This is a genomic window from Streptomyces sp. NPDC001406 (assembly GCF_042895285.1).
In the GTDB taxonomy this organism is placed as follows: Bacteria; Actinomycetota; Actinomycetes; order Streptomycetales; family Streptomycetaceae; genus Streptomyces.
Genome location: NZ_JBIAWG010000011.1, coordinates 179,202 through 199,269, shown reverse-complemented (window position 1 = coordinate 199,269; position 20,068 = coordinate 179,202). Strand labels below are relative to the sequence as shown.

The following is a 20,068-nucleotide window of genomic DNA, read 5'->3' as shown; positions in this document are numbered from 1 at the left end:
GATTCCATGACGCTTCGTCAGAAACCCTCTGTATCCACAGAACGGGCGAAAGTGCCGTGGGGACGGAATGCCGCGAATCCAGACATGATGTTCGCCCATGTCAAGACGGACAAATCCCATATGTCGCCGGAGCGCCGTCTACTATCCGACCCGGCTAGTTCCCGGACAACCTGTGATGGATGTCACGGAACCACAGGAAATGGCGCGATGAACCGACGTGCGGCCCGTGGCGTCCCCGCTCAGAGCGGAGAGTGCGCGACGGTCGTCAGGTAAGCCCCGTACAGCAGGGACACCGCGGTCAGCGTGCCCCCCACCAGCAGGGCCTGCGCAGGTCGTGCACGCCATGCCCGGACCAGCGCACGTGCGCAGGGAATGAGCAACGGGAACGCCGGAACCAGGAAGCGCGGCTTCGACGAGAACGAACCCGAGGCACCCAGGACGAGCAGGACGAGGACGCCGGCGAAGACCACCAGCGGCAGCGGCGCACGGTCCAGGCACAGCAGACCGAACAGCAGAACGCCGATGACGACGATCACCAGGGCCGTGGGGTAGACGAAGCGCCCGCCGTGGAGGAACAGCGCCCTGAGGAAGCGAAGGGATTCGACCCCGAAGTCGAAGCGCGAGGTCCACGCGTCCTGCACATTGAAGTAACCCCGCAGGAGATCGCCCGTCTGCTCGCCCACCCACAGGACATAGCCGATCCAGCCCAGCGGACCCAGGACCACGGCGACCCACACACCGGGACGGACGCGGCCGCGCCGTCTGATCGCTTCATGGACCCCCGCGGCGGCCACGGCCACGGCGACCGCGAAGCCACTGGGGCGGGACAGTCCCGCGAGGGCGGCGAGCGCCCCGGCCCACAGCCAGCGGCCCTTCAGGGCGCAGTACAGCGACCAGGCGGCGAGGGCGGAGAAGACGGACTCGGTGTACGCGATGCCCAGCACGACCGAGTGCGGCACTACGGCCCACAGCGCGACGAGCGCGGTGGCGACCCCGCGTCCGTAGAGATCGTGGCCGATCGTGTAGATGCCCCATGCGGCCACGACCGCGGCGGTCCAGGCGACCAGCAGCGCGGCCTCTCCCGGTGTGAGCGGCAGAACTGTCATCACGGCCCTGATGAGTCCGGGGTAGAGCGGAAAGAAGGCCCAGTCGGTCTGCACTGCGCCCGACGGCATGATCCAGATGCGGGTCCCGTAGCCGTGCGCGGCGATGTGCAGGTACCAGTCCGAGTCCCAGGAGTGAGCCAGGCTCTTCACCAGTGGGCGATGAGTCAGGTGGTTCATCGCGACCATCACCGCGGCCCCGGCGAGGCGGACTGCCATGAACAGCACCAGGGCCCGGAGCAGGCCGTGGGGTGCGTCGTGCCATGGCCGCCGGGCCGTGGCGCGGCGGCCGGGCTTGTCCTGGGCGGCGCGACCGGACCGGGGAACGGAAGACGTGCTCACCCTCCGACCTTGGGCATACGCCGCCAAAGGTGCAATCGGGAATCGCGCTTCTTTCCCTACTCATACCGGAATGCAGGGATGCGCGGATCGGACAACTTGTGCGCGGCTGGGGGAGGGGCGAGCGTACGACCGTACGCCTGCCCTCTCCCCCCACTGCGTCCGGCCCTGTATCGGCCGCCCTGTCGTCGGCTCAGCTGTCGACGGCCTCGGAAGGCTTCTCGGCCTCCGCAGCCGGGCTCTTCTCCGATGCCTCGCTCGCCGTGTAGAAGACCGACGTGCCCTGCTTGGTGCGCTGGGCGTGGTTCTTGGCCACGAGACCCTCCAGCGTCGTCCGCACGACGGTGGTCTTGATGCTCCGCTCGGGATGCGCCTGATCCAGTGCGGTGGTGACTTCCGCGGCGGAGCGGGGCTCGCTCTGCTCGCAGAGGTGGCGGCGGACGAGTTCGACCAGGGTCGGCTGGGTCGACGGGGCGGGCGAGGCTGCCCCGGCGGCCGGCTTCTTCTTGGCGGCCTGCTTCCGGGGTGATGTGCGGCCCGCTGAGGCGGCGGACTTACGCGTCCGCGCCGGCTTGCTCGGTGCGGACTCGGCGGCGGACTTCTGCCGGGGAGAAGGCACAGCGGCATTGTCGGGCGCCGTGTCGGTCACCGCCGGAGCACCGGCCTCGACACCGAGTGCCTGGTGCATGTTCGCCAGCACCGTGTGGTCGTGCTGCAGAACTGCCAACTGCTCCTGGAGCGCGGCGACTTCCGTGCCGATGCGCTCCTGCTCCTTCATGTTGCGCTCAAGGTCACCGGTGACCTGGGCAATGTACTGCGACGCCAGCTCGGTGACGGGGACCGTACTCTCGGACATGCTGTTCACCCTTCCTCGGTTCCCGGTTGTGTACCAGGACCTACCGCGGCGGCCGCCGGACGTGAAGGCACTGCCTCGGCTGGTGCTCCCGGGTGCCGGGCCGCATCTGTGGTCAGACACCCTGCCTTGAGACATGGTACGGAGCAAGTTGTTGCTCCCGTGATCCTTCCTGGCTCAACTGGGGGCACAGCACTGAACATGCCATCGCCGCATGCGTTGCCTCTGCGACCATGTTGCCAACTCAACTTATTTGAAAGGCAGTTGTCGGCGCATCGCACAAAAAGCCCCCCTCGGGCTCCTGGATCGGCCAATTCAGGCGACACACATCCTGAACGAATCAGTGGGAACACTTGCTGCTCGGTCGAAGAGTTGCTCCAACGACTCCGTGGGGAGAAAAGCGGTGGTCACCTGGTGCGGGTGATGCTGAGATGGCGCGATGCGACATGAGTCATCAGTGGTCGTGGACCGGGGTCAGTATCAGGGCGCGGTAACACCCTGGGAAGAGGAGTCCTGGCGGTACGCGGCCCTCGGCTGGGTGGAGGGTGAGCTGGCCGCACACGGCCTGCGCGTGACCGGTGACTTGAGGGTACGGCTGCGGCCCTGGTCCGTCCTGGTGCGGGTGTCCGTCCAGAGGCGTGATGCCGTCTGGTTCAAGGCGAACCCACCGGCCAGCGCCTTCGAGGGCCCGCTCACCGCGGCGTTGGCGCGATGGGTGCCGGAACATGTACTGGAGCCGCTCGCCGTCGACGCCGATCGTGGTTGGTCGCTGCTGCCCGACGGAGGCGAACTCTTCAGGAGCGTCCTCGAAAGAGAGCCGGTCGAGCCCAGCACGTGGGAAGCATTCCTCGGCCAGTACGCGGACATGCAGCACGCCCTGACCCCCTACACACAGGAGATCGAACAGCTGGGTGTCCCCGGCGAACGCACCACCTCCCTGCCCGACGTCTTCGACAGACTGGTCGCGGAGAACTCAACACTGCAGCCGGACGACCGCAGAAGACTCGATGACCTCAGGCCACGCCTGGTGGACTGGTGCGCGGAGCTGGCGGCCCTCGGCATCGAGGACACCCTCGACCACTCGGACCTGCACGACGGCCAGCTGTTCCACCCACAACCGGGCCGCTTCACCTTCTTCGACTGGGGCGACGCCGCCGTCTCCCATCCCTTCTGCAGCCTGCTGGTCCCTGCTCGCACGGCCTGCGAGCGATACGGGCACGGCGTACTGCCGCGCCTGCGAGACGCCTATCTGGAACCGTGGAAGGGCACCGGCCGGACAACCGCGGACCTACGACGTGCGGTGAGTCTTGCCTGGCGACTCGGTGCACTCGGCCGTGCCTGCTCCTGGGGCCGCCTGTTTCCCGCCGCGTCGGCGGCCGCCGACGCCCTCGGTGCCACGGAAGGCGTCCGCTGGCTGCTGGAGCTCTCCAACGACCCACCGATCTAGTCAAATCGGGTACAGATCAAGGGCGTTGGGACTGGGGGGCGGACGGTGTCGGGCGGTAGGGCCCTCGGCGAAGGCACGTAGGAGGTTCTCCGTCGTGCGGGTGACGAAGGCGCGAGTGCGGGCGTCCATGCCGTGGTCGCGGCCGAGTTCGCCGGTGCCCGCCACCAGCGCCTCCACCCAGCGCATGGTGCCGGATGCGAACACACCCGCTCCGCTGGGGACGGTGTAGTACGCCGAGTCGCTGTGGCTCGGGCGGCCCGCGCACACGAGCGGCGAGTGCGCGGTGATCTCCAGGAGCCGCGGAGTGCCGGCGCCGGGCATGACCCGGTCGTACTCGACGCCCACCAGGTGCGGAAAGGCGTCACCGGCGCGCACTCCGGTGCCCTCGTGGAGCCAGTGGCCGGCGGAGTGGACGACGTAGGGCGCGTCCACCGGGTAGCCCTCGTAGAGCACTCCGGTGAGGGATGACTCGGGATCCGGGGCCGGCGCGGTACGGAAGTCCGTGGTGACGAGGGCCGGTTGCCCGGGATAGCAGGGGTCGGCGCGGTAGGCGGACTTGTAGCAGACCACGGTGCGGTCGTCCGCGCCCCGGCCGGGCTCGAGCCGGATCCTCCGGAAACATGTGTTGGCACCGAGGAACGCGACATTGGTGCCCGCGTCACGGGCCTGTGTGACATGTGCGCGCTGCTGGGGTGTCCAGTATTCGTCGTGCCCGAGACATACGACGGCGGCGGCGCCGTCCAGCACCGTCGGGTCGGCATGGACGTCGAGGCCGGTGCTGTAGGCGAGCGGTATGCCCAGTCGCTCCGCCAGCACGACCGCGGCCCACTCGTACACGCGGAACTTCGCGGCCCCGTCCATGTCATAGGGCCGGTCGAAGCTCACCGCCAGGGACCGGGTCTCGTACGACCCTGTCGCACCGGCGTACAGGCTCGACCCGCCCCACCGGTTGTAGGCCTGCCAGGTGGCCGGGGCGTGAAGCAGTACCGTGCGCCCCGTTCCCCGCACCGAGCGCACGATCAGAGGCACATAGCGCTGGTGTCCGGTGGCCGCGTCCAGCCGGAGCAAGTACGCGCCCTCCGGCCAACTCGCGGTGTCGAGGGCCAGGGTGCGCCGCCAGTTCGTGTGGACGGTGCAGGTCTCGGGCGCGATCTGCGGGGCCTGCTGGACGCGGCCGCGTATCGGGGGCGAGGTCCACATACGCCGGGCCAGCGCACCGCCGTACCAGCCCACGCGGAACGCCGACACCCGGAAGGAGGCTGCCGTCGTCGACACGAACAGCCCGAACTCCTGTCCCGGTGTCACACTCACCCGATCGGCGTACCCCGCTATCGCGTCGGGTGGGCCCAGGGAAACGATCCGCCAATCGGGGGTACCCGCGGCATCGCGTTCCGCTTCCGGCAGGTGACTGCCGTCGTCGGCGCCGGGCGGGCGAGGGCCGGGCACATGCTCGCAGGCGGCCGCGCCGAGGCCCACGCCCGCGCACAGACACAGGAGCCGTCGGCGCGATATGCCGGGCTCGGCGCCGTGTGCCGGGTTCCGTGCTGGAGCCACACCGCCTCCTCACCCCCGGACTGCCGCTCCCAGCGTTGCGACAGCTGTGCACCCCCGCAACCGGGGACGAAGGAGGCGGTGCTTGTGTGAGACGGCCCGCTTCGGGAGGCCCGGTGCTTCAGTCGGGCAGCCGGTCCAGCAGCCACCCGCACAGTTCCTCGGTGATGGCGGTGTGCGCCGTCGTCGTCGAGGAGCAGATGAAGTCGTCGACCTCGCTCTCCGACGGGTCGAGGCTGTCGATGTCCGCGTACAGGTCCTTCTGCTGGTCGATGTCGCGGATGGCGACCGCGCTGACGGAGGGCACGAAGCAGACCTCCTCGTGGCGCAGGTCGACCTGGGCGCCGAACTTCTTCAGCATGTCGGCGAGGATGCCGTAGGAGCGGAGGGTGCCGCCGGGGGCGCCGTCCAGCTCGGGGAAGCCGCTCGTCTTCACCGTCTTCTCGGCTGCGGGGAACCGCCGCTTCAGCTCGGCTACGACGACCTCCTTGCCCTGCGCGTGGCTGTAGAAGGTGGTGCCGGGGTAGATCCTCTCGACCTTGAGCGCCGTCTCGCCCGGCGGGATCGCGAGGCCCGTGCCGTCGCCGCGGCCGTTGGCGAGCGCGAGGATGCGGGGGATGCGCGGCCAGCCACCGAGCTCCTCCATCATCCTGAGGAACTCCTTGCGCTCCGGCGCGATCCCGATCTGGCCGGTCATCGGGTCGTAGTGCCGCCAGAGCATCTGCCGGGCGGCCGGGCTGTTCATCTGCCGGGCGAAGTCGTTCGGGACCGGGATGAAGTGCGAGAACGCCTGGAGGCCGATCGGTACGACGCCGCCGCGGTGCGGGCTGTCGTACGAGAAGTACAACCGGGTGCGGTGGTCCATGCGCTGCGTTTCCAGCTTGGCGAGCGCGAAGCGGGTGATCATGCCGCCCATGCTGAAGCCGCCCACCGTCAGCGACGCGCCGCCCATTTGCTCGGCCTGGGTCCGCAGGATGGCGGCGATCGCGGTCTCGGCGTTGGTCATGATCGAGGCGGTGCGCTCGTCGAAGCCCACCAGGATGACGTCACGGCCGCGGCGGCGCAGTTCGCTCAGGAAGGGATAGTCACGGTCGAGGCCGGCGTACAGCCACTTCAGGTCGCTCCTGCCGAGGTTGAACCCGTCGGCCATGATCACCGGTCGTGTGATGCCGCGGTTGCGCTCGCCGTAGAAGACATGCGCGAAGCCGTGCGGCAACTGCCACTCCTCGTCCGGCTCCGGGACCGGATACGGCAGCGGGACCGGCGGCGCGGAGCTCAGCGGATCGGCGAGCGTGAACGCTCCGACGCTCTGCTCCGCCTTCTCGTCCTGTTGGTCGGACACAGCCATCTCCTTCCGAATTCGCGCGGGGCACAGCAGCCCGTCGGAATGGGCTGGATGACTGCGGAAGGCGCGAAGACCGAACATCATCAGCACATCGGCCACAGGCCCGGCCATGCGCCGCTCGGATCTTCATTCGAATGGAGGCAACGGGGAGGCAGGCGCTCGTCTCCTACGCCCTCACCCGCTTGATGCCGATCAGCACCTGGTAGCGCGGCCGCGCGGCGAACTCCGTCATCTCCCAGACTGCCGGGCGGCCTGCCTCCGCGCACAGGTGCAACACCCGTCCCTCGTCCACCCAGAGCCCTACGTGGGCGCCGTAGGCGTCGTCGCCGGCGTTGAACAGCAGCAGATCGAGTGGCTGAGCAACCGCCACACGAACCGTGGCTTCCGTATCGGCCCACAGCTCACTCGATCGCAGGGCCGGGGGAGCGAAGCCGAAGTGCCGCAGAACCTCGTACGCGAACAGTTGGCAGTTGGCGCCCATCGCCAACCCGGGACGAGCGACCACAGAAGGCGAACCCGGAAACCGGGAGCCGCGGTAGGGCACGGTCCAGAAGGCAGAGGGGAGTTGGTCGAGCAGTGGGTCCATCAACCCATCATGCTGTCCAGGCAGACCTGCTGGGATGCTGGCCCTGTGAGAGACAAGTCGGGCGGGTTCGACGGCCGGGCGGTTCGCGCAGGTAAGTACGCGCGGGTCGAGAGGGAGCGACGGTTTCTGCTGGCCGGTCCGCCGGACGCGGCGGCGGTGACGGTTACTTGCGTGATCAGCGACCGGTACCTGGACGGTACGCGCTTGAGGTTGCGGCGCGCGGAATTCGCCGACGGCCGCCGCGAGATCAAACTCACTCAGAAGGTCCCGGTCTCCGGGCCGGGCGCGGTCCAGGGCCTGATCACCAATACGTATCTGACGCCGGCCGAGTGCGACGTGCTCTCCACCCTGCCCGCCCGGGTCCTGTCCAAGACCCGTCTCAGCGTGCCCCCGTTGGGCATCGACGTCTTCGACGGCGAGCTCCGGGGCTTGGTGCTCGCCGAGGCCGAGTTCGGCAGTGACGAGGACGCACTGTCCTTCGTGCCGCCGGCCGCGTGCCGGGTGGAGGTGACCGACGACGACCGCTTCACCGGCGGACGCCTCGTGCGGACCTCGCGCCAGGAGCTGCTCGGATGGCTTGCGGAGTACGGGCTTCACCCCGGAGACGTCCAACCGTAAAGGCGTGCAGGGCCTCCTTCGCGACGGGCGGCGCCGGGAGTGGCGCCGCCCTTCACTGGGGGCGGGCGGTCAGACCGTGCCGCTGGCCGCGATCTTGACCGAAGCCTTGGGGCGGCCGCTCTGGCTGCCGAGCTTCTCGATCTGGTCGACGATGTCCTTGCCCTCGACGACCTCGCCGAAGACCACGTGCTTGCCGTCCAGCCAACTCGTCACGATCGTGGTGATGAAGAACTGCGAGCCGTTGGTGTTCGGGCCCGCGTTCGCCATGCTCAGCAGGTACGGACGGTCGTGCTTGAGGGTGAAGTTCTCGTCCGCGAACTTCTCACCGTAGATGCTCTTGCCACCGGTGCCGTTGCCCGCGGTGAAGTCGCCGCCCTGCAGCATGAACTCGGGGATGACCCGGTGGAAACCGGAACCGGCGTAGCCGAAGCCGTGCTGACCCGTGGCCAGCTCCCGGAAGTTCTTGGTGGTCCGGGGCACCACGTCGTCGAAGAGGTTGAACACGATCCGGCCGGCCGGCTGGTCGTCGATGGTGATGTCGAAGTACACGTTGTCGCTCATGGAGATCAACATATCGCCAAGCCGCGAGCCCGTCCGCACAGGCTCGGCGTGTGGCCCGGGTCACGGTCGTGGCGGCCGATGTTTACGCAGCGTCCTGCGGGTGAGTCGCGCCTGAAGAACTTCGCCACCGCGAGCTTCGCCACCGCCGCCGGCAACTGCGTAATGAGGTGTTCTGGTCTGTCCGGGTACCGCCAGGAAGGAATCGTGAACGACGCGCTGCCGTCGCGCAGTGCCGAGGAGGCACGGGTCCCGTCGCCCGGACCCACGCGCGACGCGTTCTTCGACAATGCGAAATACCTCGCGATCGTGCTGGTGGCGATGGGCCACGCCTGGGAACCGCTGCGCGACGGCAGCCGGACCGTCAGCGCGCTCTACATGTTCGTCTACGCCTTCCACATGCCGGCGTTCATCGTCATCTCCGGTTACTTCTCGCGCGGTTTCGACGCGAGCCCCGCGCGGATCAGGCGGCTGATCACGGGCGTTGCCGTCCCGTACGTCGTCTTCGAGACGGCGTACACCTACTTCACACGGTGGACCGACGGCGTCCCGGACCGCGAGATCAGCCTGCTGGACCCCCTGTATCTGACCTGGTTCCTGGCCGCGCTGTTCATCTGGCGGCTGACCACACCGATCTGGAAGCTCGTGCGCCGGCCGCTGCCGCTCGCGCTCGTCCTCGCCATGCTGGGCACCCTCGCGCCGTCCATCGGCAACGACCTCGACCTGCAGCGGGTCCTGCAGTTCCTGCCGTACTTCGTCCTGGGCCTGTGTCTGAAGCCCGAGCACTTCCGGCTCGTGCGCCGCCGGCCGGTGCGCATCGTGGCCGTACCCGTCTTCGCCGGCGCGCTCGCCGTGTCGTACTGGCTGGTGCCGCGGATGACCCAGGCCTGGTTCTACCACCGGGACAGCGCGGCGGAACTCGGGGCGCCGGACTGGTACGGGCCCGTCATGACGCTGGCCTCCTTCGGTTGTTCGGTGGTCCTGGTGGCCTGCTTCCTGGCATGGGTGCCGGGGCGCCGGATGTGGTTCACCGTGCTGGGCGCGGGAACGCTCTACGGCTATCTGCTGCACGGGTTCCTCGCCCAGGGATCGAAGTTCTGGGGCTGGTACGACCCGGCGTGGGTGCACCGTCCGCTGGGTGTGGCCACGGTCACCGTCGTGGCCGCTGCGGTGGTGACCGTCCTGTGCACGCCGCCCGTGCGGCGCGTGTTCAGGTTCACGATGGAGCCGGAGATGGAGCCCGCGTTCAGGGGCGAGGCCACGGGAGCGGCCCGAGCCCCCGGTGTGGCGGTCCGCTGACGGTTCTTGTTCACACGGAGGCTTGCTCGGTCTGCGACTTTTCGGCCCGCGGTTCCTCGGTTGTGCTCGTCGTGCTCGTCGTGCGTGCCGGCGTCCGGCCGCGCGCCGTGGCGAACGCGCCGAGGGCCGCCATGGCGAGGCAGGCGAACATGGCGACCGTGGACGACGCCCTCAGCATCGCCAGTCCGGATCCGGTCAGCAGCACCACCAGGGCCCAGCGCACCGCCGGGCCGGCGACCCGGCTGGATACGAGGGCGCCCAGGACGACCCCGGGAATCGCACCGATCAGGAGGGTCGCCGCGAGCCCGGGGTCCGCGTCCCCGACGAGGAGGTGTCCGAGGGCCGCGGCGGACACCATGGGGATGGCCTGCACCAGGTCCGTGCCCACGAGGTGGTTGGCCTTGAGGCGGGGGTGGGCCAGCATCAGCATCACGATGATCAGGGAGCCCGAGCCGACCGAGGTCATCCCCACGACGAGGCCGCCCACGACGCCGATCAGGAGGGTTGCCACGGGTCGTACGGGAACATGCGCGTCCTCGACGTCCGTGGCGGCGCGGCGGCGGTCCAGCCAGAGGCGGACGAGCATGCCGGCGACGGCGACCATGAGCGCCGTACCGACGAGGTACTCGACGCGTTGCTGGAGTACGTCGCCGTCGCCCAGCACCCGCAGCAGGAAGACGCCGCCGAACGCGGCCGGTACGGCGCCGGGCAACAGCCGACGGACGATGTCCCGGCGGACCGTGCCGGCCCGCTGGTGCACCAGGGCGCCGAACGGCTTCATGAACACCGACGCGGCCAGGTCGCTGCCGATGGCCGCGGTGGGGTTCACCCCGAACACCATGACCATGATCGGTGTCATGAGGGCGCCGCCGCCCATGCCGGTGAGTCCCACCGCGAAGCCCACCAGGGCACCCGCGAGGACGATCGGGCCGTTGAGATCCATGCCGTGAACCGTACGCAGTTTTCCTATGGGAAAGGTATGGAATGAGGTCCGGGCTGCGATCGCGCACGCCGCGTGCTGCAATGGGCCGGGGTGCCGTGGGCGGACCGGCCGCCACCCGACCGCGACAGCCGCCATCCGACAGCGAGGAGGGCAGCATGCCTCCCTGTGCCGCCTCCGGGTCCCCGTCCGCTCCGCACATGAGTGAAGCGGCGTTCCGGGCGCTGTACGAGCGGCTGAGCGCCGACACACGGCCCGTCAGCGGCCCGCCGGGCGGGTCCCTGCGTCATCTGACGCCCGAGCGCGTGAGGGCGGCCGCGGCCGAGGTCCGTTCGGGGCGCACGCTGTCGCTCGCCGCCCCCATCGAGACACACCGGGGACCGGACAGCCCCGAGCCCGCCGACCACCGCATGACCGGGCCGGCCGCCGGCGACCTCGACGCGCCCGGCCTGCACTTCGCCCGCGACCGGCTCGCGATGAACGTCCACCAAGACGCGGACAGCCATCTGGACGCACTGTGCCATGTGATCGTCGACGGTGAACTCTTCGGCGGGGTCTCGGCCCACACCCTGACTCCGGACGGGGCCGGCGCGCTGTCCGTGGACCTCGTTCGCAACGGCATCGTCGGGCGGGGTGTGCTCCTGGACGTGCCCAGGCTGCGCGGAGTGCCCTGGCTGGAACCCGGCGACCATGTGACCCGGGAGGATCTGACCGCCGCCGAGGAGGCACAGGGCGTCCGGGTCGGGCCGGGAGACCTGCTGTTCGTCCGGGTCGGTCACCGGCTCAGGCGGCTGGAGCTGGGGGCGTGGAACGTGGCCGAGGCGCGCGCGGGACTCCATCCGACGGCCGTACGGTTCCTGGCCGACCGCGAGGTCGCGGTGCTGGGCGGGGACGGGAACAACGACACCGCCCCCAGCGCCGTCGACGGGATCGGTTTCCCCGTACATGTGCTGGCGATCCACGCGCTGGGGATCTATCTGCTGGACTACCTCCAGTTCGAGGAACTGGCCCCGGCCTGCGAAAGCGCCGGCCGCTGGTCCTTCCTCTGCGCGATCGCCCCCCTGCGGCTGCCCGGGGCCACGGGTTCCCCGGTGAATCCGATCGCCGTCCTGTGACCCCGGCCGGCGCGCGGCCGGGCGCCGACGCGCGGCGGGCGTCCGGGTGGGCGAAGATGATCAGCCGGGCGGCGTAAGACCAAGGCGTCACGCGCGGCGCTCGGCCGCCGCGGTGATTCCGTGTCCTTCGACCTGCGCGGGCGGTGGTACGGCCGGCCCGGGGTCCCGCAGCGGAGGAGGCTGTCGATCGTGAGTTCCACCGAAGGCACGTCGCGGAGCGTGATCCCCGCCAATCTGCTCAAGGGACAGAAGGCGCTGGTCACAGGAGCCAACTCGGGCATCGGCAAGGCGACCGCCATCGGACTGGGCCGGGCCGGGTGCGATGTCGTCGTCAATTACGTGGCCGGCCGCGAGGATGCCGAGCAGGTCGTCGACAAGATCAAGGCGATGGGCGTGAGGGCGGCGGCCTACGAGGCGGACGTGTCCCAGGAGGACCAGGTCGTCGCCATGACGGACCGGATGGTCGAGGAGTTCGGGACGATCGACATCCTCGTCGCCAACGCCGGGCTGCAACGGGACGCCCCGATCACGGAGATGACCCTCGCTCAGTGGCGGAAGGTGCTGGACGTCAATCTCACCGGGCAGTTCCTGTGCGCCCGCGAGGCGACCAAGGAGTTCCTGCGCCGCGGCGTGGTCCCCGAGGTGTCACGTTCGGCGGGCAAGATCATCTGCATGAGCTCGGTGCACCAGATCATTCCGTGGGCCGGGCACGTCAACTACGCCAGCTCCAAGGGCGGCGTGCTGATGATGATGCAGACCCTGGCCCAGGAACTCGCGCCGAAGAAGATCCGCGTCAACGCGCTCGCGCCCGGGGCCATCAAGACACCGATCAACCGTCAGGCCTGGGAGACTCCGGAAGCCGAACGCGACCTGCTGCAGCTCATCCCCTACAACCGTGTCGGAGAGCCCGAGGACATCGCCCACGCCGCCGTCGGCCTCGCCTCCGACCTCATGGACTACGTCGTGGGAGCCACTCTCTACGTGGACGGCGGCATGACCCTCTTCCCGGGCTTCGCCACCGGCGGCTGACCGACCCTCACATCCCTGTCGGCCCCCGGGGGGACACCTGTGCACACCATGATCCACCTGCTGGCGGACCCACCACCCCAGATGCTGCCGGCCCGATCGCAGATGGCGTTCACGCTCGCCGCGCACATCATCCTGGTGCCCCTGGGCGTGGCGCTGCCGCTCATCACCCTCATCATGCACGGCTACGGCCTGCGCCGTGACGACCCCACCGCGCTGCTGCTGGCCCGGCGCTGGTCGGCGGTCATGGCGGTGCAGTTCGCCATCGGCATCGTCACCGGGACCGTGCTGTCCTTCGAGTTCGGACTGCTGTGGCCGGGCATGATGGGCCGGTGGGGCGATGTCTTCGGCCTCGGGTTCGGCGTCGAGGCCTGGGCCTTCTTCCTGGAGGCCGTCCTCATCGCCATCTACCTCTACGGCTGGCGCAGGCTGCCCACCCGTACTCACTTCCTGCTCGGACTGCCCCTGCCGGCCGCCGCCCTGCTCGGCGCCTTCGGCATCCTGGCGGCCAACGCCTGGATGAACACGCCGCGGGGCTTCGTCCTCGACTCCGCGGGCAACCCCACCGGCGTGGACATCCGCAAGGCCGTCTTCACACCCATCTTCGGACCGGAGTACTGGCACTTCGTGGTCGCCATGCTGATGACCGCGGGCTATGTCGTGGCGGGCGTCTACGCCATGGGGTGGCTGCGCGGGCGCCGCGACCGGTACCACCGGCTCGGATTCACCGTCCCCTTCACCCTCGCCGCGGTGTGCACACCGGTCCAGTTCATGCTGGGCGACTCCATCGCCCGGCAGGTCTTCCACAAGCAGCCGGTGAAGTTCGCCGCGATGGAGATCGTCTGGAAGACCGACACCCATGTGCCGGAGTACCTGTACGGCCGACTGCACCCCGACGGCTCCATCTCCGGCGGCATCAAGGTCCCCCAACTCGACTCCATCCTCGCCGGCTTCCGCCCGGACACCCAGGTGACCGGCCTGACCTCGGTGCCGGCCGATGCCCGGCCCACCGCCACCCAGGCCACCATCACGCACTTCGCCTTCGACACCATGGTCGGCATCGGCTCCCTGCTGCTCCTGCTCGCGCTCTGGTACGGCCTGGTGTGGCTGCGCCGCCGCCGAGCGCCCGCCTCCGTCTGGTTCTACCGGGGCGCGGCATGCGCGGGCGTGGCCTCCGTGCTCGCGGTGGAGTGCGGCTGGATCACCACCGAGGTGGGCCGCCAGCCGTGGATCGTCTACCAGTACATGCGGGTCGCCGATGCGGTCACCGCGACGCGTGCTCCCGCTCTGTGGACCATGTTCGCCCTGGTCGTCCTCGTCTATGTGTTCGTGTTCGGCTCCTTCCTCGTCGTCCTGCTGAAGATGCGCACCCGCTGGCGGCTCGCCGACGCTTCGGACACGGCGGGGCGGGGTGCACCGGAGACGGACAATCCCTACGGCCCCCGCTCCGCCCTCGTGGGCAGCGGCCCCGCCCCGGGGCCGGGAGCCTCCGCCGGCGGGGAGGACCGCTCATGACCGCCGCCGGTGTCGTCGCCCTGGTCCTGCTGCTCGCGATCGCCGCCTACGCCTGCGCCGGCGGCACCGACTACGGGGCCGGCTTCTGGGATCTGACCGCGGGCGGAGCCGAGCGAGGCAAACGTCCCCGGTGGCTGATCGACCACGCCATGGCGCCCGTGTGGGAGGTCAACAACGTCTGGCTGATCTTCGTCCTGGTCATCATGTGGACCGGGTTCCCGGTCTTCTTCCGTACCGTGTTCGTCGCGATGTGGTTGCCCCTGGCGCTCGCCGTCGTGGGCATCGTGCTGCGCGGCGCGGGCTTCGCCCTGCGCAAGCCGGCCCGCCGGCTGGCCGGGCGACGCCTGTACGGCGCCGTGTTCGCGATCGCCTCGCTCCTCACGCCGTTCTTCCTGGGCACGGCCGTGGGCGGGATCGCCTCCGGCCGGGTCTCCCCGGGCACCGCGGCTTCGGTGGCCAACTGGGCCAACCCCACCTCCCTCCTGTTCGGGCTGCTCGCCATCGCCATGACCGCGTTCCTCGGCGCGGTGTTCCTGGCCGGGGACGCCCGCCGCTTCGGCGCACCGGACCTCGACGGCCATTTCCGGCGGCGTGCGCTCTTCGCCCTCGCCGCCGTCGCCGTACTGACAGTGGTCATGCTGTTCGTCACCCACGGCGACGCGCCCCATGTGTGGCACGGCCTCACGCACGGAGTCGGGCTCGCCCTGGTCGTCCTGGCGGTCGTGGCCGCACTCGTCACGGGCTGGTTGCTCCTGGGTACGGCCGAGGCCCGGTGGTCCCGCAGTTCGGCCGTCGTCGCGGTGGCCGCGGGGGTCTTCGCCTGGGGCCTGGCGCAGCGGCCGTATCTCATCCCGGTCTCGCTGACCGTCGCCGACGGCGCGGGAGCCACGACCACACTGCGCTGGCTGATGCTGGTCACCGTCGTGGCCGTGGTGCTGGTCTTCCCCGCCGTCGCCTACCTGTACTGGCTGGACACCCATGGCGCTCTCGAACCCCTCACCGACGCCGATCTGCGCGGCCGTGCGGATGACGACGCCTGACGCAGGGGGCCGGAGCCCCGCAGCGCCTAACTCCGGGCGTTGAGGGCGCTGTCGAGGGTGATGGCCGCGTCGATGAGCGCCAAGTGCGTGAAGGCCTGGGGGAAGTTGCCCAGTTGGCGGCCGGTCGGATCGATCTCCTCGGAGTACAGGCCCAGATGGTTGGCGTACCCGAGCATCTTCTCCAGGACCAGCCGGGCGTGGTCCAGGCGGCCCGCTCGCGCCAGCGCGTCGACGTACAGGAACGTGCACAGCGAGAAGGTGCCCTCGGAGCCCCGCAGTCCGTCGGGCGAGGCCTCCGGGTTGTACCGGTAGACCAGGCTGTCGCTGACCAGTTCCTGTTGCATCGCGTCCATGGTCGTGGCCCACGCCGGGTCCCCGGGCGTGAGGAAGCCGACGGTCGGCATGCGCAGCAGCGAGGAGTCCAGGACTTCGCTTCCGTAGTGCTGGACGAAGGCCGCGCGCTCGTCGTTCCAGCCCTTCGTCCAGACCTGGTCGTAGATCTGGTCCCGGGCGGTGCTCCAGCGGTCGGTCGCCGCCGGTCTGCCGTTCTCCTGCGCGAGCCGCAGGGCGCGGTCGAACGCGACCCAGGACATCACCCGCCCGTAGGTGAAGTTCTGGCGGCCGCCGCGCGTCTCCCACACGCCCTCTTCGGCCTGGTTCCAGTTGTCGGCGAGCCAGTCGAGGACGGTGAGCATGGAGTTCCAGCCCCGGTGCCCGAGGTGGAAGCCGTGCCGGTGCGCGAAGGAGATGCTGTCCATCGCCTCCCCGTAGATGTCCAGTTGCAACTGTGTCGCCGCGCCGTTGCCGATGCGCACCGGACCGGACCCCTCGTAGCCCTCCCAGTGATCCAGGATCTCCTCGTCGAGGTCGGCCGAGCCGTCGACCCGGTACATGATGTTCAGCGGTCCGGTGCCGCTGTCGCAGCCCGCCTTGTCCTGGGCCCGGTCGGCCAGCCAGTCGATGAATGCCCTCGCCTCGTCGACGAACCCCATGCCCAGCAGGGCGTACACGGAGAAGGCGGCGTCGCGGATCCAGGTGAACCGGTAGTCCCAGTTGCGTTCGCCGCCCAACTGCTCCGGCAGGGCGGCGGTGGGCGCGGCCACCAGTCCGCCGCTGGGCGCGTAGGTCATCAGTTTCAGCGTCACCGCTGAGCGTTCCAGCATCTCCCGCCACCGGCCGGTGTACCGCGATTGGCTGAGCCACGTCCGCCAGAACCGGATGGTGTCCTCGAAGAGCTGCTGGAACTCCGCCACCCGGATCTGCCGGGGCGGGCCGTCGGCGGCCGACTCGATGACGAAGCCGCGCTGCTGGCCCGCCTGCAGCGTCACGGACAGGTGCAGGTCGTTCTCCCCACTGACCGTCGTGGGCACTCGCGCGTCGTCCGGTTCGTGGACCGTGTGGACGGTCAGCTCCAGCCCGTCCGACGCGAAGACCGCCCCGTAGTCGGTGAGCTCGACCTTGTGGGGCCGGCGGCCGTAGTCGAACCGTGGGGCGATGTCGACCTCGAAGGTCATGGTGCCGCGCACACAACGCACCATGCGGACCAGGCGATGGCGGGGTGTGACCGTCGTTCCGGTCACCGGCATGAAGTCCACGACCTCGCCCGCGCCCGCCTCGGTCATGAACCGGGTCACCAGCACGGCGGTGTCGGGCAGGTACAGCTGCTTGGTGGCGTGTGTTTCGTGCGCGGGACGTACCGTGCAGTGCCCGCCCCTGCGCTTGTCCAGCAGAGCACCGAACACACTGGGTGAGTCGATGCGCGGGCAGCAGAACCAGTCGACCGTTCCGTCGGTGGTCACGAGAGCCGCGGTCTGCAGATCCCCGATCAGGCCATGGTTCTCGATCATCGGGTAGTCATCCATACGGCGTCCCTTCCGGCAGGCGACGGTGCCCGGATGCCTGACCCCCCACCCGTTCAGGCTAAGCCGGGCGGGCGCTTCGGGCCCGTCGGAGCAGGCGCGCACCGGCCCGGCTCACCGGTCCTCCACCCCCTCGTCGTCCCGGAGCCGTCGCCAGATTCTGGTGCGGTGCAGGACGTAGAGGGCCACGAACACGACGGCGACCTGCAAACCGACAGCCAGCAGCCAGAACACGACGGAGCTTTCCAACTCGTCGGTCATGTAGGTGAAGTTCATGCCGAAGTACCCGGTCAGGAACGACAGGGGCAGAAAGATCGTCGAGACGATGGCCAGGCGGTTGATCACTCCGTTCTGCTCGCCCGAGACCAGGGAGGAGTAGCTGGCGAAGGCGCGACGGCTGGCGTCCTGGAGGGACTCGATGTCCGCGAGAGCCAGCCTGCCCGCGTGCTGAAACTGACGGGCGAGGCGCTGACGCTCCGCCGGGAAGATGCCGCTCAGCATCCGCCGGGTGAGGATCTCGTCCGTCACCTGAAGGTAGGGGAGAAGTGAGTGATGCAGCAGGGCAGAGTGCCGGCGCAGTCGTGACAGACGGTAGACCTGGTCGGGACGCCGTCGCTCGAACATCTCGTCCTCCAGCTCCTCCACCAGCAGCAGGTCCGACACCGCGGCCCGGCGAAAGGTCTCCAAGGCGTCCTGGAGCAGCAGGAACAGCATGGCCACGGCATCGGAGGGCCTCTCGAACCGCAGCTGCACGGCGAGGTTGTCCAGGGGGCCGGGCGACCCCTGGTGAACCGTGATCAGATGCCGGTCGGTCACCAGGGCATGGAAATGACTGACCTGTACGCCTGCGACGACGGGCACGACGAGGCCTGCCATGTCCCCGAGGAAGTCGGCCCGCGCATGTTCGCCGGCCCGGCCGAACCAGTGGATGTTCTCGGCCTCCAGGCCGAGCTGGTGGGCGACGGGCTGTTCGTCGGTCACCTCCCCGTCCGGCAGTTCGATGTCGACGAGCAGGAAGTCGGACATGGCGAGTCGCTCACGTGCCTCCGACACGTCGGTGCGAGTGACGATCCCTTCCGGCATCGAAACCACCGATACGATCATCGCCCCTCACTGTTGTCACAGGACCCGTCGGTATCAGCCTGCGCACGCTTCGCCGCCCGCGCATGCCGACGCGGGCAGACGCCCCGACCGGTGCCCCGGACGAGTGAGGGCGGAGCCCGTCCGAGGATCGGTGGAGCGGCCATGGCTCAGTCGACCGGCCAAGTGTGAGCCGGGGCGTTGAGGTGCATGTAGTCGATGTACAGCTGCGTCATCCGGCGCAGGGCCTCATGGCGGCCGCCGCGCGTGGACTCGTCGATGCGGTGGAACATCTCCTTCTGCCACACGGCCCCGTTGCGGGCGGTGACACATCGCTGTTCGATGACACCGAGGAGCGGTTCCCGCCAGGCCGCGTCCATGCCGGAGTGCTCCAGCCCCCGGTGCGCCAGCGGAAGCAGGCGTCGCAGGACGAGTTCGGGCACCGGCACCTCGCCCATACCGGGCCAGTACAGCAGTGCCTCGATGCCGTTGCGCGCCGCCGTGTGCAGGTTGTCCTCGGCGGCGGAGAAGGACATCCGCGACCACACGGGCCGGTCCTCCTCCACCAGGGCGCGGGTGAGCCCGTAGTAGAAGGCGCCGTTGGCGAGGGTGTCGGCGACGGTCGGGCCGGCGGGCAGCACCCGGTTCTCCACCCTGACATGCGGTTTGTCGTGGGAGACGGCGTAGACCGGGCGGTTCCAGCGGTAGATCGTGCCGTTGTGCAGGGTCAGTTCGGCCAGTTCCGGGATGTCACCGCGGTCCAGCGTCTGCGCCGGGTCCTGCTCGTCGCACAGGGGCAGCAGTGCCGGGAAGTAGCGCAGGTTCTCCTCGAAGAGGTCGAAGACGCTGTTGATCCACCGCTCTCCGAACCACACCCGGGGCCGTACCCCCTGCACCTTGATCTCCTGCGGGCGTGTGTCGGTGGCCTGCTCGAACAGCGGGATACGGGTTTCGTGCCACAGTTCCTTGCCGAACAGGAACGGGGCGTTGGCCGCCAGCGCGACCTGGACTCCGGCGATGGCCTGCGCCGCGTTCCAGTAGTCCGCGAACTCGTCCGGGGACACCTGGAGGTGGAACTGGGTGCTGGTACACGCGGCCTCCGGGCTGATCGTGTCCGCGTAGGTCCGCAGCCGGTCGACACCGTCCACTTCGAGGAGCAGATCCTCGCCCCGGGCCGCGAAGACCTGGTCGTTGATCAGGCGATAGCGCGGGTTCTCCGACAGCGCGGCCTCGCCGATGTCCTCCTCCCGCAGGGTGGGAAGGATGCCGACCATGATCAGATGTGCGTCGACCGACATGGCGCGCTGCTCCGCGTGATTCAGCGCGTCGCGGATCTCCGACTCCCAGGCGTCGGGACCGCCCGCCGTCAGACGGCGTGGCGGAACGTTGATCTCCAGATTGAACCGGCCCAGCTCCGTGGACCAGGCGGGGTCCGCGATCGCCTGGAGCACATCGCTGTTGCGCATCGCCGGCTCCGCCCGGTCGTCGACCAGGTTGAGTTCGATCTCCAGCCCCACCTGGGGCCGCTCGGACTCGAACCGCTCCTCGCGCAGCATCTGCGCGAACGCGTCGAGGCAGTCGTGCATCTTGATCCGGTACCGGCGCCGGTCCTCGCGGGTGAAGACCATCGCCGGGACGTCGCGTCCCATCGGCCCTCCCGGGTTCCCCTCCTCGGACACCTCTCATCCCCCAGCGTCGCACCAGCGGGCGCCGCTGACCACGTGGGACGGGTGCGGGACGGGTGCGGCACGGGAACCGCGTGCGGGCACTGCGGGCCCGCCCCCGGATTTGCCT

17 protein-coding genes are annotated in these 20,068 nt (G+C 69.4%); 7 read left to right on the top strand and 10 right to left on the bottom strand.

The window, feature by feature from the left end:
- Positions 1 to 239 precede the first annotated feature (239 nt).
- Both ACFY1J_RS26835 and ACFY1J_RS26830 read right to left on the bottom strand, forming a co-directional pair.
- Positions 240 to 1,445: a glycosyltransferase family 39 protein gene (locus ACFY1J_RS26835; RefSeq protein ID WP_390709512.1), complete on the bottom strand. Its 1,206-nt coding sequence runs from the start codon at positions 1,443 to 1,445 to the stop codon at positions 240 to 242.
- 190 nt (positions 1,446 to 1,635) lie between these two features.
- On the bottom strand, positions 1,636 to 2,298 hold the full coding sequence (locus ACFY1J_RS26830; protein WP_390732100.1) for a BlaI/MecI/CopY family transcriptional regulator: 663 nt from the start codon (positions 2,296 to 2,298) through the stop codon (positions 1,636 to 1,638).
- Between the two features lie 436 nt (positions 2,299 to 2,734).
- Between ACFY1J_RS26830 and ACFY1J_RS26825 the strand changes: the two genes are divergently transcribed.
- Positions 2,735 to 3,742, top strand: coding sequence for an aminoglycoside phosphotransferase family protein (locus ACFY1J_RS26825; protein ID WP_390709510.1), 1,008 nt, complete (start codon positions 2,735 to 2,737; stop codon positions 3,740 to 3,742).
- Here ACFY1J_RS26825 and ACFY1J_RS26820 read toward each other — a convergent pair whose 3' ends face one another.
- From ACFY1J_RS26820 to ACFY1J_RS26810, 3 genes are all read right to left on the bottom strand, one after another.
- Positions 3,743 to 5,296, bottom strand: a complete 1,554-nt coding sequence (locus ACFY1J_RS26820) for a N,N-dimethylformamidase beta subunit family domain-containing protein (RefSeq protein WP_390732099.1) — start codon at positions 5,294 to 5,296, stop codon at positions 3,743 to 3,745.
- A 118-nt stretch (positions 5,297 to 5,414) separates the two neighbouring features.
- On the bottom strand, positions 5,415 to 6,641 hold the full coding sequence (locus ACFY1J_RS26815) for an esterase/lipase family protein (RefSeq protein WP_390732098.1): 1,227 nt from the start codon (positions 6,639 to 6,641) through the stop codon (positions 5,415 to 5,417).
- A 163-nt stretch (positions 6,642 to 6,804) separates the two neighbouring features.
- A complete protein-coding gene (locus ACFY1J_RS26810) occupies positions 6,805 to 7,224 on the bottom strand; it encodes a hydrolase (RefSeq protein ID WP_390732097.1) in 420 nt (139 codons plus the stop codon).
- Between the two features lie 45 nt (positions 7,225 to 7,269).
- Here ACFY1J_RS26810 and ACFY1J_RS26805 point away from each other — a divergent pair, with 45 nt between their 5' ends.
- Positions 7,270 to 7,842 (top strand): hypothetical protein, encoded by a 573-nt coding sequence (locus ACFY1J_RS26805; protein WP_390709506.1) that lies wholly within the window; start codon positions 7,270 to 7,272, stop codon positions 7,840 to 7,842.
- A 69-nt stretch (positions 7,843 to 7,911) separates the two neighbouring features.
- Here ACFY1J_RS26805 and ACFY1J_RS26800 read toward each other — a convergent pair whose 3' ends face one another.
- Positions 7,912 to 8,403 (bottom strand): peptidylprolyl isomerase, encoded by a 492-nt coding sequence (locus tag ACFY1J_RS26800; RefSeq protein ID WP_363295702.1) that lies wholly within the window; start codon positions 8,401 to 8,403, stop codon positions 7,912 to 7,914.
- A gap of 162 nt (positions 8,404 to 8,565) precedes the next feature.
- On the opposite strand from ACFY1J_RS26800, the gene ACFY1J_RS26795 reads away from it, so the two are divergent.
- Positions 8,566 to 9,699: an acyltransferase family protein gene (locus ACFY1J_RS26795; protein ID WP_390709504.1), complete on the top strand. Its 1,134-nt coding sequence runs from the start codon at positions 8,566 to 8,568 to the stop codon at positions 9,697 to 9,699.
- A gap of 10 nt (positions 9,700 to 9,709) precedes the next feature.
- Here ACFY1J_RS26795 and ACFY1J_RS26790 read toward each other — a convergent pair whose 3' ends face one another.
- Positions 9,710 to 10,642: a sulfite exporter TauE/SafE family protein gene (locus ACFY1J_RS26790; protein WP_390732096.1), complete on the bottom strand. Its 933-nt coding sequence runs from the start codon at positions 10,640 to 10,642 to the stop codon at positions 9,710 to 9,712.
- A gap of 197 nt (positions 10,643 to 10,839) precedes the next feature.
- Here ACFY1J_RS26790 and ACFY1J_RS26785 point away from each other — a divergent pair, with 197 nt between their 5' ends.
- The 4 genes from ACFY1J_RS26785 to ACFY1J_RS26770 all read left to right on the top strand — a co-directional run bounded on the left by ACFY1J_RS26785 (position 10,840) and on the right by ACFY1J_RS26770 (position 15,335).
- On the top strand, positions 10,840 to 11,754 hold the full coding sequence (locus ACFY1J_RS26785; RefSeq protein WP_390732095.1) for a cyclase family protein: 915 nt from the start codon (positions 10,840 to 10,842) through the stop codon (positions 11,752 to 11,754).
- 189 nt (positions 11,755 to 11,943) lie between these two features.
- Positions 11,944 to 12,783 (top strand): SDR family oxidoreductase, encoded by an 840-nt coding sequence (locus tag ACFY1J_RS26780; protein ID WP_390732094.1) that lies wholly within the window; start codon positions 11,944 to 11,946, stop codon positions 12,781 to 12,783.
- A gap of 48 nt (positions 12,784 to 12,831) precedes the next feature.
- A complete protein-coding gene (locus ACFY1J_RS26775; RefSeq protein ID WP_390732168.1) occupies positions 12,832 to 14,295 on the top strand; it encodes a cytochrome ubiquinol oxidase subunit I in 1,464 nt (487 codons plus the stop codon).
- Positions 14,292 to 15,335: a cytochrome d ubiquinol oxidase subunit II gene (locus ACFY1J_RS26770; protein ID WP_390709500.1), complete on the top strand. Its 1,044-nt coding sequence runs from the start codon at positions 14,292 to 14,294 to the stop codon at positions 15,333 to 15,335. Before ACFY1J_RS26775 ends, ACFY1J_RS26770 begins: the two co-directional genes overlap by 4 nt.
- Positions 15,336 to 15,361: 26 nt before the next feature.
- Here the strand turns inward: ACFY1J_RS26770 and ACFY1J_RS26765 are convergent, their stop codons facing one another.
- The 3 genes from ACFY1J_RS26765 to ACFY1J_RS26755 all read right to left on the bottom strand — a co-directional run bounded on the left by ACFY1J_RS26765 (position 15,362) and on the right by ACFY1J_RS26755 (position 19,923).
- The gene (locus ACFY1J_RS26765) at positions 15,362 to 17,197 is read right to left on the bottom strand and encodes a glycoside hydrolase family 15 protein (protein ID WP_390732093.1); all 1,836 of its coding nucleotides are present in this window, start codon (positions 17,195 to 17,197) and stop codon (positions 15,362 to 15,364) included.
- Positions 17,198 to 17,308: 111 nt separating this feature from the next.
- Complete coding sequence (locus tag ACFY1J_RS26760) at positions 17,309 to 18,277, bottom strand: CorA family divalent cation transporter (protein ID WP_390732092.1); 969 nt, start codon at positions 18,275 to 18,277, stop codon at positions 17,309 to 17,311.
- 167 nt (positions 18,278 to 18,444) lie between these two features.
- Entirely contained in the window at positions 18,445 to 19,923 is a 1,479-nt protein-coding gene (locus ACFY1J_RS26755) for a glutamate--cysteine ligase (protein ID WP_390709497.1), read from the bottom strand.
- Positions 19,924 to 20,068 lie beyond the last annotated feature (145 nt).

Bases quoted from the DNA above. Each gene is read 5' to 3' on its own strand.
- ACFY1J_RS26785 (WP_390732095.1), top strand. From the start codon at position 10,840: ATGAGTGAAGCGGCGTTCCGGGCGCTGTACGAGCGGCTGAGCGCCGAC.
- ACFY1J_RS26760 (WP_390732092.1), bottom strand. From the start codon at position 18,277: ATGCCGGAAGGGATCGTCACTCGCACCGACGTGTCGGAGGCACGTGAG.
- ACFY1J_RS26755 (WP_390709497.1), bottom strand. From the start codon at position 19,923: ATGGGACGCGACGTCCCGGCGATGGTCTTCACCCGCGAGGACCGGCGC.
- ACFY1J_RS26800 (WP_363295702.1), bottom strand. From the start codon at position 8,403: ATGAGCGACAACGTGTACTTCGACATCACCATCGACGACCAGCCGGCC.
- ACFY1J_RS26810 (WP_390732097.1), bottom strand. From the start codon at position 7,224: ATGGACCCACTGCTCGACCAACTCCCCTCTGCCTTCTGGACCGTGCCC.
- ACFY1J_RS26830 (WP_390732100.1), bottom strand. From the start codon at position 2,298: ATGTCCGAGAGTACGGTCCCCGTCACCGAGCTGGCGTCGCAGTACATT.
- ACFY1J_RS26825 (WP_390709510.1), top strand. From the start codon at position 2,735: ATGCGACATGAGTCATCAGTGGTCGTGGACCGGGGTCAGTATCAGGGC.
- ACFY1J_RS26765 (WP_390732093.1), bottom strand. From the start codon at position 17,197: ATGGATGACTACCCGATGATCGAGAACCATGGCCTGATCGGGGATCTG.
- ACFY1J_RS26815 (WP_390732098.1), bottom strand. From the start codon at position 6,641: ATGGCTGTGTCCGACCAACAGGACGAGAAGGCGGAGCAGAGCGTCGGA.
- ACFY1J_RS26795 (WP_390709504.1), top strand. From the start codon at position 8,566: ATGAGGTGTTCTGGTCTGTCCGGGTACCGCCAGGAAGGAATCGTGAAC.
- ACFY1J_RS26790 (WP_390732096.1), bottom strand. From the start codon at position 10,642: ATGGATCTCAACGGCCCGATCGTCCTCGCGGGTGCCCTGGTGGGCTTC.
- ACFY1J_RS26770 (WP_390709500.1), top strand. From the start codon at position 14,292: ATGACCGCCGCCGGTGTCGTCGCCCTGGTCCTGCTGCTCGCGATCGCC.
- ACFY1J_RS26775 (WP_390732168.1), top strand. From the start codon at position 12,832: ATGATCCACCTGCTGGCGGACCCACCACCCCAGATGCTGCCGGCCCGA.